Genomic DNA, 12752 nt, shown 5'->3' on the forward strand with positions numbered 1-12752 from the left:
GCCAGCACAGTGCCGTCTGTCGCGACGATGGCCATGACACAGGACGTCGGCTCCTGGGTCCGGCCGGACAGAGCCGCGCGGGACGCGTCCTTGCGCGACGCTGTCAGGACCTGGCTGTCAACCAACTGGCCCCTCGGTACGTCGCTCACTCCGCCGCCGGCCCGCAGTGCCGGGGACGCGGTCGCGGCTGCCGTGTTCACAGCATTCTGCCTGTCCCCTGATCTCGGATGCGTGGCGGGAAGACCGAATGGGACGGCCCGACGACGGCCGACGGCCCCGGAGGGATCTCCCGCGCGGAGACCTTCCGGGGCCGTCGGCCGTGCCGTCAGTTGCCGGGCTCGGAGGCGTCGAGCATGGCGTCGCGCTCGACGACCTTGACCCGCTCGCGGTCCTGCTCCGCGCCGAGGGCGCGCTCGTGGGCGTCCAGGCGGTACCAGCCCTCACGGGTGGTGTAGCGGACGCCGCGGGCCCGCAGGAAATCGGTGACGGCCTCCGGCTCGGGCTGCGCGGGAGCGGGCAGCCGGCCCTTGGTGTGGTCCTCCAGCAGGCAGGCGACGGTCTCGTTGGCGTCGCCCTTGGTGTGGCCGATCAGGCCGATCGGGCCCCGCTTGATCCAGCCGGTGACGTACACCGAGTCCATCGGCTCGTCACCGGCCAGGACCCGCCCGGCGGCGTGCGGGACGGTGCCGGAGGCGACATCGAAGGGGAGCTTGGGCAGCTCCTGCGAGTAGTAGCCGACCGCGCGGTAGACGCTCTGCACGTCCCAGTCGTTGAAGCGGCCGGTACCGCGCACGTTGCCGGTGCCGTCCAGCTCGGTGCGCTCGGTGCGCAGACCGGCGACCCGGCCGTCCTCGCCGAGGATCTCGACGGGGGACTCGAAGAAGTGCAGGAAGAGCTTGTGCGGCCGGTCGCCGATGTCGCGGATCGCCCAGTTCTCCAGCGTGGAGGCGACCATGTTGGCCTGCTTGTTGCCGCGCCGGGTCTCGATCGAGCCCTGGTCGTAGTCGATGTCCTCGGGGTTGACGATGACCTCGATGTTGGGCGAGTGGTCCAGCTCGCGCAGCTCCATCGGGCTGAACTTGGCCTGGGCCGGACCGCGCCGCCCGAAGACGTGCACCTCCAGCGCCTTGTTCGCCTTGAGGCCCTCGTACACGTTGGCGGGGATCTCGGTCGGCAGCAGCTCGTCACCGGTCTTGGCGAGCATCCGGGCCACGTCCAGGGCCACGTTGCCGACGCCCAGGACCGCGACCTTCTCGGCCTCCAGCGGCCAGGTGCGCGCCACGTCCGGGTGGCCGTCGTACCAGGAGACGAAGTCGGCGGCCCCGTGCGAGCCGTCCAGCTCGCTGCCCGGTATGTCCAGGGCCCGGTCCGCGTCGGCGCCGGTGGAGAAGATCACGGCGTCGTAGAAGGACCGCAGCTCGTCCAGGCCGATGTCGTTCGGGTAGTCGACGTTGCCGAAGAGCCGCAGCTGCGGCTTGTCCAGGACCTGGTGCAGCGCCTGCACGATGCCCTTGATCCGGGGGTGGTCCGGGGCCACGCCGTAGCGGATCAGGCCGAAGGGGGCGGGCATCCGCTCGAACAGGTCGATGGACACGCCCGGCTCTGCGGCGGCCTCGGATTTGAGCAGCGCGTCCGCTGCGTAGATTCCGGCGGGACCGGCTCCGACGATGGCTACGCGGACGGGGCGTGTCATGGAGGGCTGTTCCTTAGAACGGGCGAAGAGCGGGCGAAGAGCGGGAGAACGATCAGGCGAACAGTGGGCGAACACGGGCAGGGCGTGTCTTGGTAAGGCTTGGCTTAGTTCGCCCCCGCACACGTTAGCCGCTGCCCGCGCCCGGTTTCGGGGCGGGTCGGCGTTCTGCGGGGATATCCGGTGCTCCCGAACGGGGTGCCGGGTGCCGAATCCTTGGGATACGGGCCTGCGGGGCGGCCCGGGGAATGTGTCCCATCGCACGTTCAGCTGGTGGACAGCTCACTCGAAGAATCGGACAAATGATGGCAGAGTGACCCACATGGATGATCGGGTAGCGGGTGCCCTGTCACTCCCGGACGACTGGCCCGCCCACCCGGACCTCAGTCTCGCCCTGAACCGTATGGGCAGCTTCGACTGGGACCTCGACAGCGGCCTCATGCACATGGACGAGCCCGCGCTTGACGTGTTCGACCTGCGGGCCGACGAGTACGACGACCGGCCGGAGTCGCTCGCCGTGCGGGTGCCCCCGGACGAGGGCGTACGGCTGGACGCGCTGGTCGCGCAGGCGCTCAAGAGCGGCCGGAGCAACTACGGGGCGTACTTCCGCAGCCTGCGCCGGGACGGGAGCCTGCGCTGGACCCACACCCAGGGCTTCGTCCAGCGTGACGCGACCGGGCGGCCCCGCCGGATCATCGGCATCGTCCGGGACGCCACCCAGGAGCTGGCCGACTCCACCGCCCGCCGTGAGCTGGACCGGGAGCGCAGGCGCCGGACCAGTCTGGTGGAGGCCACCACGGCGGCGCTGGCGCACGCCCGTACCGTCCGGGACGTCACCGACGTGCTCAAGAACTCCCAGGGGCTTGCCCACCTGGGCGCGACGAGCCTGGTCATGGGGTTGATAGAGGCCGGGCGCCTCCATCTGGTGGCGGACGGGCCGGAGGGCTCCTTCGTGCCCGGCACCCGCTACACCCGGACGGACGAGCCGTACCCGATGAGCGAGGTCGTGCGCACGCTCACCCCCCGCTTCATCGAGTCCGCAGAGGACTTCGCGGCCTCGTACCCGATCCTGTGGCCCTACATCAGCCATCTCGGCATCACCTCCGCGGCCTATCTGCCACTGATCGCCCAGGCCCGCCCGATCGGCGCGCTCGGGCTGCTCTACAGCGACAAGGACGGCTTCACCGGCGACGAGCGCAATCTGCTCGTCGCCCTCGGCAGCTCCATCGCCCAGAGCCTGCAGCGCGCCATGCTCTACGAGCAGGAGCACGACCTCGCCGAGGGGCTCCAGCAGGCCATGCTGCCGCGCCGGATTCCCGAGGTGCCCGGCGCGCAGACCGCCGTCCGCTACCGTTCGGCCCGCCTCGGCCGGGACATCGGCGGCGACTGGTACGACGTCATCCCGCTGCCCGGCGGCAGGGTGGGCGCCGTCATCGGTGACGTACAGGGGCACGACACCCACGCCGCGGCCGTCATGGGGCAGCTGCGCATCGTGCTGCGCGCCTACGCCGCCGAGGGCCACAGCCCGGCGACGGTGATGGCGCGGGCCTCCGTCTTCCTGCACGAGCTGGACACCGACCGCTTCGCGACCTGCACCTACGCCGAGGCCGACCTGACCACCGGCGTCGTCCAGCTGGTCCGGGCCGGTCATGTGGACCCGCTGGTCCGGGAGGCCGACGGGACCTGCCGCAAGGTGCCCGTCGAGGGCGGGCTGCCGCTGGGGCTCTCCGCGATGTTCGGGCGGCTGGAGTACCCGGTCAGCACGGTCGAGCTGGATCCCGGCCAGACCATGGTGCTGTTCACCGACGGGCTGGTGGAACTGCCCGGAGCGGACCTCGACGAGGGCACGCAGCTGCTGGCCGACATGGTCAGGAACGGTCCGCAGGACCTCCAGGAACTGGCCGACCGGCTCTGCGAATGGGTCGACGAGCGCGGCGGCGAGGACGATGTCGCCGTGCTGCTGCTGAGGCGCCGGGCCGCCCACGCGCCGCAGCCCGGCGGCCGGCTCCAGCAGCACGTGGCGCAGAACGATCCGGAGGCGCTGAGCTCGGCGCGCCACATGATCCGTGCGGCGGTGCGGGCCTGGGGCGCGAAGGACCGGGCCGACGAGGTCGAGCTGGCCGCCGACGAACTGACCACCAACGCGCTGATGCACACCGACGGCGGCGCGATCGTCACCATCCGGGTGCTCACCGGGGCGGAACGGCGGCTCCGGGTCGACGTCGAGGACCGGTCGAGCGCGCTGCCGCGCCGCCGGGACGCGGGCGAATCGGGGGTCTCCGGCCGGGGACTGATGCTCGTGGACCAGCTGGCGGACGCCTGGGGCGTCGAGTCCCGGGGCACCGGCAAGTGCGTCTGGTGCGAATTCGGCATTCCGCCACGCGACTGAGCAGCCGTCGACCGACGCCGTCGGCCGGCGGCAGTGAACACTACTGCAAAGTAACAGAACGTAACATGTCTGTACTTGACCGTAACCGACCGAGAGAGATTGACTGTGATTTCTTGATTTCCGTCAGTCTTTGTCTTCGATGACATGAGGACCCGTTGGGCACTGAGCTACTGGCACCTCTCGATCTTGCCTTCTGGCACCTTGAGTCCGATGCCCACCCCATGCACCTCGGCGCGCTCGCCGTCTTCTCCCCGGACGCGGGCCCCGCGCCCGGCCCGGACGCCCTGCTGGAGCTGCTCGGCGCCCGCGCCGCCGCGATCCCCCGGCTGCGGATGCGGGTGCGCGACGTACTGCTGCCGGTCGGCGGCGCGGCCTGGTCGGTGGACAAGGACTTCGACGTCCACCGGCACATCAGGCGGGTGGAGCTGCCCGGGACGGAGACCGGCGGCGAGGGCGCGTTCATGGCGGCGGCCACCCGGCTGGCCGGCGAACTGATGGAACAGCCGCTGCGCAGAGGGCTGCCGCCCTGGCAGATGTACGTGATCGGCGGCGCCGCCGACGGCCCGTTCGCCGTCCTGGTCAAGCTCCATCACGCGCTCGCCGACGGGATGCGCGCGGTCGCCATCGGGGCCGGGATCTTCGACGAGATCGCCTCCGTCGCGGGCCGCGGCCGGACCGGGGCACCGGCCGGCCGGACCAGGCCGGTACCGCCGCGCTCCTGGATGCCCGGTCCGCGCCAGGTCGCCGGTCTCGCGCTCGGTCGGATCGAGGACCTCGGCCGGGCGTTCGGCGTCGGCGCCTCGCTGGTGCGGGCCAGCCGCCTCGACCTGCGCGGCGCGACGGCGCTCAGTGCCAGCTCCAGCGGCACCCGGCGGCTGGCCACCGCCGATCTGGACCTCGACGCCGTGCAGCGCATCCGCCGGGCCGCGGGCGGCACGTCCAACGACGTGCTGCTCGCGGTCGTCGCCGGAGCGCTGCGCCGCTGGATGCTGGAGCGCGGCGAACCGCTGCCCGGCGCCGATCCGCGCGCCCTGGTGCCCGTCTCCCGGCGCCGCCCGGGAGGCGCCGCCACCGGGAACCGGCTGTCCGCGTACCTGCTCGGCCTCCCCGTCTCGGAACCCGACCCCTGGGAACGGCTGCGCGCGGTACGCGGCGCCATGGACCGCAACAAGTCCGCCGGGCCGCTGCGCGGGGCCGGCGCGGTCGCCGTACTCGCCGATCAGCTTCCTTCGCTGGCCCACCGCTTCGGTGCCCCGCTCGCCGGCAGCGCGGCCAGGATGCTCTTCGACGTCCTGGTCACCAGCGTGCCGCTGCCGCGCTCCGCGCTCTCCCTCGCCGGCTGCCCGCTGCGCGCGCTGTACCCGATGGCGCCACTGGCCCGGGGCCAGTCGCTGGCCGTGGCGCTCACGACGTACGGCGGCCGGGTGCAGATCGGGCTGGTGGCCGACGGCAAGGCGCTGCCCGATCTGGAGCGGCTGGGGCGCTGCGCGGAGGAAGAGGTGGCCGAGCTGCTCGCGACGCTGCCCGTGCACGGACCGGCCGGAGGCCCGGTCGTCCGACCGAGTGCGGCGCCATAGGTCGGACAGATTCCCGAGTAAACGCCGCAGTTGATCGCCTCCGAGGTGTTGACGCAGCCGAGTGATCCGATGAATATGTGCGAGAGGACAGATCGATCATCGGGGAGGGCGGCACAGCGATGCGGCGCAACAGGCTGGGAAACAGCGCGGTCGAGGTCACCGAGCTGTCCTTCGGGGCGGCCGCCATCGGCAATCTCTTCACTGCCGTCGAACCGGCGCAGGCCGCGGCCGCCGTCGACGCCGCCTGGGACGAGGGCGTCCGCTACTTCGACACCGCCCCGCACTACGGACTGGGCCTCTCGGAGCGGCGGCTCGGTGAGGCGCTGCGCGCCCGCCCCCGCGACTCGTACGCGCTGTCCACCAAGGTCGGCCGGGTCCTCGACCCACTGCCCGACGGCGGGTCCGCCCCGTCCGACGAGCTCTCCGAGGGCTTCGCCGTGCCCGCCACCCACCGCCGCCGCTGGGACTTCAGCGCCGCCGGTGTCCGCCGCAGCATCGAGGACAGCCTGGAACGGCTCGGTCTCGACCGCATCGACATCGCCTACCTGCACGACCCGGACGACCACGCGGAAGCCGCCTTCCAGGAGGCCTATCCGGAGCTGGAGAAGCTGCGCGCGGAGGGCGTGATCGGCGCCATCGGGGCCGGCATGAACCAGACCGCGATGCTCACCCGCTTCGTCCGCGACACCGACGCCGACGTGGTGCTCTGCGCCGGCCGCTTCACCCTCCTCGACCAGTCGGCCCTGAGTACTCTGCTGCCGGAGGCCGCCGCTCGCGGACGCAGCGTCGTCGTCGGCGGGGTCTTCAACTCCGGCCTCCTCGCCGACCCGCGCCCCGGCGCGACGTACGACTACGCCGCCGCGCCCCTCACCCTCCTGGACCGGGCCCTGCGCCTGAAGGCCGTCACCGAGGGCCACGGCGTACCGCTGCGCGCCGCCGCCCTGCACTACCCGCTCACCCACCCCGCCGTCGCCGGTGTCCTCGTCGGCACCCGCTCCCCGGACGAGGTGCGCGACGCGGCCGCCCTGCTGCGCGAGCCGGTCCCCGACGGGCTCTGGGACGAGCTGCGCGAAGAGGGACTGCTGCCCGAGAACGGAAACTGACATGCGCATCGCCCTGCACACCAAGGTCCGCGCGGACCGCACAGCCCAGTACGAGGCCGCGCACCGCGAGGTCCCGGCCGAACTGACCCGGGCGATCCGCGCGGCGGGCGCCACCTCCTGGACGATCTGGCGCAGCGGCACCGAACTGTTCCACGTCATCGAGTGCGAGGACTACGCCCGTCTCCTCGCCGAACTGGAGGAGCTCCCCGTCAACGTCGCCTGGCAGGCCAGGATGGACGAGCTCCTCGACGTCACGCACGACTACTCCTCGGACGGCGCCGAAGCCGGACTCCCCGTCGCCTGGGAGCTGTGACATGACCACCACCCCACGGATCGTCGACGCCCACCACCACATCTGGAACCTCTCGGTACGCGACCAGGAGTGGATCACCGGCGAGGAACTCGCGCCCCTGCGCCGCGACTTCTCCCTCACCGACCTGGAACCGGAGGCCCGCGCCAACGGCGTGACCGCCACCGTGCTCGTGCAGACCGTCACCGTCCCGGAGGAGACCCCCGAGTTCCTCGCGCTCGCGGACGGCAGCGATCTGGTCGCCGGCGTCGTGGGCTGGAGCGACCTCACCGCGCCGGACATCACCGACACCCTCGCCGCCCTCCGCGAGCTGCCCGGCGGCGACCGGCTCGTCTCGCTGCGCCACCAGGTCCAGGGCGAGCCCGACCCCGAATGGCTGCTGCGCGCCGACGTCCTGCGCGGCCTGGCCGCGGTCGCCGGCGCCGGACTCGTCTACGACCTGGTGGTCCAGCCGCACCAGCTGCCCGCCGCCGTCCGGGCCGCCGAACTGCTGCCCGGCCTCACCTTCGTCCTGGACCACGCGGGCAAACCGCCCATCGCCACCGGCGGCCTGCGCCCCTGGGCGGATGACGTACGGGCCCTCGCCGCCCTCCCCAACACCGTGTGCAAGCTCTCCGGCCTGGTCACGGAGGCCGATCCGCACAACTGGACCGTCAAGGACCTGCGCCCCTACGCGGACACCGTCATCGACGCCTTCGGGCCGGCCCGGCTGATGTTCGGCTCGGACTGGCCGGTGTGCCGGCTCGCGGCCACGTACACCGAAGTCGTCGAGGCCGCCCACACCCTGGTCAGCGGCCTCGGACCCGGCGAACGGGCCGCCGTCCTCGCCACCACCGCCGAGCGGGTCTACGGCCTCCGGTAGCCACCCCGGCGCCGCCTGCGGCAGGCTGGGACCATGCCAGAACTGCCGGAAGTCGAAGCCCTGCGGGTCTTCCTCGACGACCACCTCGTCGGCAGGGAGATCGACCGCGTCCTCCCGCTCGCCATCAGCGTCCTGAAGACGTACGAGCCGCCGCTCACCGCCCTGCACGGCGGCACGGTCACCGGCGTCCGGCGGCACGGCAAGTTCCTGGACATCGAGGTGGGCCCCCTGCACCTGCTCACCCACCTCGCACGGGCCGGCTGGCTCCAGTGGAGGGACGGCTTCCCCGCCACCCCGCCGCGCCCCGGCAAGGGGCCACTCGCGCTGCGCACCGTCCTCACCGGCGGCGACGGCTTCGACCTCACAGAGGCCGGCACCACCAAGCGCCTCGCCGTCCACCTCGTCCACGACCCCGCAGAGGTGCCCGGTGTGGCCCGACTCGGACCCGACCCGCTCGACCCGTCCTTCGACCGGGACACGTTCGCCGCGCTGCTCGAAGGAGAGCGCCGGCAGATCAAGGGCGCGCTGCGCGACCAGTCCCTCATCGCCGGCATCGGCAACGCCTACAGCGACGAGATCCTGCACGTCGCGAAGATGTCACCCTTCAAACCCACCGCGCACCTCACCGACGACGAGATCACCCGGCTGCACACCGCCCTGCGCACCACCCTCGACGACGCCGTCGCCCGCTCCAGCGGCCTCGCGGCGAAGAAGCTCAAGGCCGAGAAGCGCAGCGGGATGCGGGTCCACGGACGCACCGGAGAAGCCTGCCCGGTCTGCGGCGACACCATCCGTGAGGTCTCCTTCAGCGACTCCTCGCTCCAGTACTGCCCGACCTGCCAGACCGGCGGGAAACCGCTCGCCGACCGCAGGCTCTCCAAACTGCTCAAGTAGCCGCCACCCGGCCGGTCTACACTCCGGCCTCATGCTGCGCGTACTCGCCGTCGACGACGAAGAACCCGCCCTGGAGGAGCTCCTGTACCTCCTGCGCGCCGATCCCCGCATCCGCAGCGCCGAAGGAGCCACCGGAGCCACCGAGGCGCTGCGCCGCATCGGCGGCGCCGTCGAAGCGGGGCCCGAGGACCCCGCCGCCATCGACGTCGTCTTCCTCGACATCCACATGGCCGGGCTGACCGGCCTCGACGTCGCCCAGCTGCTGGCCGGATTCGCCGCGCCCCCGCTCATCGTCTTCGTCACCGCCCACGAGGACTTCGCCGTACAGGCCTTCGACCTCAAGGCCGTCGACTACGTCCTGAAACCGGTACGCCGCGAGCGCCTGGCCGAAGCCGTGCGCCGCGTCGCCGAACAGGTCGGGGAGCGCTCCGCACCCGTCCACGACACCGCGCAGGACCAGATCCCGGTCGAACTGGGCGGCGTCATCCGCTTCGTGCCGATCGACGACATCGCCTACGCCGAGGCCCAGGGCGACTACGCGCGACTGCACACCGCCACCGGAAGCCACCTGGTCCGGGTGCCCCTGACCACCCTGGAGGAACGCTGGCGGACCCGCGGCTTCGTCCGCATCCACCGCCGCCACCTCGTGGCCCTCGGCCGGATCGACGAACTGCGCCTCGACGCGGGCAGCATGAGCGTGCGCATCGGCACCGCCGAACTCGCCGTCAGCCGCCGCCACACCCGTGCGCTGCGCGATCTGCTGATGCGGCAGGGCGGCCGCTGACCAGCGGCTACCCGCGTTTCCAAGCCCTTCCCAGCGGGGTCGGGTGCTGCGTACACTCCGGCCCCATGTCCGCAGAGTCAACGCCCCGGCGTGAAGTGGTGACGGGGGAGCCCCGGCGGGTCCGGCCGCTGCCGCGCTACCGCACCCAGTCGGAGATCGACGAACAGACCGCGCTCGGCGGTGCCTACGTACGCTCGCTGATGCGCAGCCAACTGCGCGCCGGGCTCACCGCCTTCGCCGCGCTCGCCGTCGTCGCGGGCACCCTGCCGCTGGTCCTTGCGGCACTGCGCAGCGACGCCGTCGTATGGGCCGTCCTCGGCTTCGCCGCCTACCCGCCGCTCACCCTGATCGCCTGGTGGTACGTGCGCCGGGCCGAGCGCAACGAACACGACTTCGCCCGGCTCGTGGAAGGCCGCCCCGCACAGTGAGCCGCGCCTACGCGGTGACGGCGGTCGCCGCCGTCGTCTCCGCCACCGTCCTCGTCGGCGGGTTCGGACTGCGCATCTCCCGCACCACGTCCGACTTCTACGTCGCCTCCCGCACCGTTCGGCCCCGCCTCAACGCGGCCGCGATCAGCGGCGAGTACCTCTCCGCCGCCTCCTTCCTCGGCATCGCCGGACTGGTGCTCGTGCACGGCCCCGACATGCTCTGGTACCCCGTCGGCTACACGGCCGGCTACCTCGTCCTGCTGGTCTTCGTCGCCGCGCCGCTGCGCCGCTCGGGGGCCTACACCCTGCCCGACTTCGCCGAGGGGCGGCTCGAATCCCGGCAGGTGCGCCGGCTCGTCAGCGTGCTCGTCGTCGGAGCCGGCTGGCTCTACCTCGTGCCGCAGCTCCAGGGCGCCGGACTGACCCTGAAGATCCTCACCGGGGCGCCCGGCTGGCTCGGGGACGTCCTGGTCGCCTCCGTGGTCGTCCTGGCCGTCGCCGCGGGCGGCATGCGCTCCATCACCTTCGTCCAGGTCTTCCAGTACTGGCTGAAACTGACCGCGCTCCTGGTCCCCGCCCTCTTCCTGGTGCTGGCCTGGCAGGGCGACGGACGGCCCCGCGTCACCTTCGACGAGCAGCTGTCCGTCTTCCGCGCCGACCACCCGCTGTACGCCACCTACGGGCTCATCGTCGCCACCTTCCTCGGCACCATGGGCCTGCCGCACGTCGTCGTCCGCTTCTACACCAGCCCCAACGGCCGCGACGCCCGCCGCACCACCGTCGCCGTCCTCGCCCTGATCGGCGTCTTCTACCTGCTGCCGCCCGTCTACGGCGCCCTCGGCCGGCTGTACGCCCCCGAACTGATCCACGGCGGCGACGCGGACGCCGCCGTACTGCTGCTGCCCGGCCGGGTCATCGGCGGCCTCGGCGGCGACCTGCTCGGCGCGCTCATCGCGGGCGGCGCCTTCGCCGCGTTCCTGTCCACCGCCTCCGGACTGACCATGGCCGTCGCCGGAGTCATCACCCAGGACGTCCTGCCCTCGCGCGGCGTACGGCACTTCCGGCTGGCCACCGTCCTCGCCATCTCCGTCCCGCTGGCCGGCTCCCTGCTGGTCAGCCGGGTGCCGGTCGCGGACTCCGTGGGGATGGCGTTCGCGGTCTCGGCGTCCTCCTTCTGCCCGCTGCTGGTCCTCGGGATCTGGTGGCGCCGCCTCACCCCGCCCGGCGCCGTCGCCGGACTCCTGCTCGGCGGCGGCTCCGCACTGCTCTCCGTCGCGATCACCGTCAGCGGCGCGGTGCGCCCGCCCGGCTGGCCGCACGCCCTGCTCGCCTGGCCCGCCGTCTGGTCCGTGCCCGTCGGCTTCCTCGCCATGATCCTCGTGTCGCTGGCCACGCCCGGCCGTATACCCGCCGGCACCAACGCCGCCATGACCCGCTTCCACCTGCCCGAAGCGCTCACCTCAGGGAGGCACCGGTGACCGGGGCCGGATACGCCGTCATCGTGCTCCTGGGCGCCCTGCTGTTCGGGGCAGGCCTGCTGGCCGGACGCCGCACCGCCCGCCCCGTCCGCACCAGCGACGTCGGCACCCCCGTGGAGCACGCCACCTTCGAAACCCTGCACACCGCCTCGCTGGCAGCGCCCCCGCTGCGCGCCGGACTCACCGAGGACAGCGCCCGCAAGTCCGCCCGGCGGCTGCGCTCCCTGCTCGGCACGGACGCCCTGTGCCTCACCGACCGCGAGCGGATCCTGGTCTGGGACGGCGAGGGCGGCCACCACGGCGAACACGTCATGGAACAGGTGGCGGAGCTGCTCGCCAGCGGCCGGGACACCGCGTTCCGCAGCGACTGCGAGGATCTGGACTGCCCGCTGCGGTGGGCCGTCGCCGTGCCGCTCACCGTCGACCACCGGGTCCTTGGCGCCCTGATCGCCTACGCGCCGAGGGAGTCGGCCGTCCTGGCGAGGGCCGCAGGGGAGGTCGCCCGCTGGGTCTGCGTACAGCTGGAACTCGCCGAGCTCGACCGCTCACGCACCCAGCTCATCGAGGCGGAGATCAGGGCCCTGCGCGCGCAGATCTCCCCGCACTTCATCTTCAACTCGCTCGCCGCCATCGCCTCCTTCGTCCGCACCGACCCCGAGCAGGCCCGTGAACTCCTTCTGGAGTTCGCCGACTTCACCCGCTACTCGTTCCGCAGCCACGGCGACTTCACCACCCTCGCGGACGAACTGCACTCCATCGACCAGTACCTGGCCCTGGTCCGGGCCCGCTTCGGTGAACGGCTCGCGGTCACCCTCCAGGTCGCGCCGGAGGTGCTGCCCGTCGCCCTGCCGTTCCTCTGCCTCCAGCCCCTCGTCGAGAACGCCGTCAAACACGGACTCGAAGGAGCGGTCACCTCCAGCCGCATCACCATCAGCGCCCTGGACGCCGGTTCGGAGGCCGAGGTGGTCATCGAGGACGACGGCATCGGCATGGACCCCGAACGGCTGCGCCACATCCTGCGCGGCGAGGGCGGCAAGTCCACCGGGGTCGGCCTGCTCAACGTGGACGAACGGCTGCGGCAGGTGTACGGCGACGACTACGGGCTCGTCATCGAGACGGGCATCGGCGCCGGAATGCGGATCACGGTACGGCTGCCGAAGTACCGCGCCGGGGTGCACGGTTCCTGAAGGGGCGGCCGACGGGCTCTCAGTACGGACGGACAGGTTCTCAGTACGGA

General features: G+C 72.3%; 11 protein-coding genes. 10 read left to right on the forward strand and 1 reads right to left on the reverse strand.

Annotation, left to right across the window (positions count from 1 at the left end):
- Window positions 1-325: 325 nt before the first annotated feature.
- Window positions 326-1693, reverse strand: a complete 1368-nt coding sequence (locus tag OG892_RS36150) for an FAD-dependent oxidoreductase (protein ID WP_328864477.1) — start codon at window positions 1691-1693, stop codon at window positions 326-328.
- Between the two features lie 319 nt (window positions 1694-2012).
- On the opposite strand from OG892_RS36150, the gene OG892_RS36155 reads away from it, so the two are divergent.
- The 10 genes from OG892_RS36155 (at window position 2013) to OG892_RS36200 (ending at window position 12702) form a co-directional block, all read left to right on the forward strand.
- On the forward strand, window positions 2013-4079 hold the full coding sequence (locus OG892_RS36155) for a SpoIIE family protein phosphatase (RefSeq protein ID WP_328864476.1): 2067 nt from the start codon (window positions 2013-2015) through the stop codon (window positions 4077-4079).
- A 155-nt stretch (window positions 4080-4234) separates the two neighbouring features.
- Entirely contained in the window at window positions 4235-5656 is a 1422-nt protein-coding gene (locus OG892_RS36160; protein WP_371631292.1) for a wax ester/triacylglycerol synthase family O-acyltransferase, read from the forward strand.
- A gap of 119 nt (window positions 5657-5775) precedes the next feature.
- Entirely contained in the window at window positions 5776-6759 is a 984-nt protein-coding gene (locus OG892_RS36165) for an aldo/keto reductase (protein ID WP_073734618.1), read from the forward strand.
- 1 nt (window position 6760) lies between these two features.
- On the forward strand, window positions 6761-7072 hold the full coding sequence (locus OG892_RS36170; protein WP_371631293.1) for an L-rhamnose mutarotase: 312 nt from the start codon (window positions 6761-6763) through the stop codon (window positions 7070-7072).
- Window position 7073: 1 nt separating this feature from the next.
- The gene (locus tag OG892_RS36175; protein ID WP_371631294.1) at window positions 7074-7931 is read left to right on the forward strand and encodes an amidohydrolase; all 858 of its coding nucleotides are present in this window, start codon (window positions 7074-7076) and stop codon (window positions 7929-7931) included.
- A 33-nt stretch (window positions 7932-7964) separates the two neighbouring features.
- Window positions 7965-8825 (forward strand): Fpg/Nei family DNA glycosylase, encoded by an 861-nt coding sequence (locus tag OG892_RS36180; RefSeq protein WP_371631295.1) that lies wholly within the window; start codon window positions 7965-7967, stop codon window positions 8823-8825.
- Window positions 8826-8856: 31 nt separating this feature from the next.
- Window positions 8857-9609, forward strand: a complete 753-nt coding sequence (locus OG892_RS36185) for a LytTR family DNA-binding domain-containing protein (RefSeq protein WP_073734622.1) — start codon at window positions 8857-8859, stop codon at window positions 9607-9609.
- Between the two features lie 65 nt (window positions 9610-9674).
- On the forward strand, window positions 9675-10037 hold the full coding sequence (locus OG892_RS36190) for a hypothetical protein (protein WP_371631296.1): 363 nt from the start codon (window positions 9675-9677) through the stop codon (window positions 10035-10037).
- The gene (locus OG892_RS36195) at window positions 10034-11515 is read left to right on the forward strand and encodes a cation acetate symporter (RefSeq protein ID WP_371631297.1); all 1482 of its coding nucleotides are present in this window, start codon (window positions 10034-10036) and stop codon (window positions 11513-11515) included. The genes OG892_RS36190 and OG892_RS36195 overlap by 4 nt, the downstream gene beginning before the upstream one ends.
- Window positions 11512-12702 carry a histidine kinase gene (locus tag OG892_RS36200; protein ID WP_327340251.1) on the forward strand — a complete coding sequence of 397 codons (1191 nt, stop codon included), beginning with the start codon at window positions 11512-11514 and terminating at the stop codon, window positions 12700-12702. The genes OG892_RS36195 and OG892_RS36200 overlap by 4 nt, the downstream gene beginning before the upstream one ends.
- The last annotated feature ends 50 nt before the right edge of the window (window positions 12703-12752 follow it).

It is taken from the genome of Streptomyces sp. NBC_00341 (genome assembly GCF_041435055.1).
GTDB lineage: Bacteria > Actinomycetota > Actinomycetes > Streptomycetales > Streptomycetaceae > Streptomyces.

What these genes read in the sequence shown, in the direction of transcription:
- OG892_RS36150 (WP_328864477.1), bottom strand. Translation starts at nt 1,693, where the DNA reads ATGACACGCCCCGTCCGCGTAGCCATCGTCGGAGCCGGTCCCGCCGGA.
- OG892_RS36155 (WP_328864476.1), top strand. Translation starts at nt 2,013, where the DNA reads ATGGATGATCGGGTAGCGGGTGCCCTGTCACTCCCGGACGACTGGCCC.
- OG892_RS36165 (WP_073734618.1), top strand. Translation starts at nt 5,776, where the DNA reads ATGCGGCGCAACAGGCTGGGAAACAGCGCGGTCGAGGTCACCGAGCTG.
- OG892_RS36170 (WP_371631293.1), top strand. Translation starts at nt 6,761, where the DNA reads ATGCGCATCGCCCTGCACACCAAGGTCCGCGCGGACCGCACAGCCCAG.
- OG892_RS36175 (WP_371631294.1), top strand. Translation starts at nt 7,074, where the DNA reads ATGACCACCACCCCACGGATCGTCGACGCCCACCACCACATCTGGAAC.
- OG892_RS36180 (WP_371631295.1), top strand. Translation starts at nt 7,965, where the DNA reads ATGCCAGAACTGCCGGAAGTCGAAGCCCTGCGGGTCTTCCTCGACGAC.
- OG892_RS36185 (WP_073734622.1), top strand. Translation starts at nt 8,857, where the DNA reads ATGCTGCGCGTACTCGCCGTCGACGACGAAGAACCCGCCCTGGAGGAG.
- OG892_RS36190 (WP_371631296.1), top strand. Translation starts at nt 9,675, where the DNA reads ATGTCCGCAGAGTCAACGCCCCGGCGTGAAGTGGTGACGGGGGAGCCC.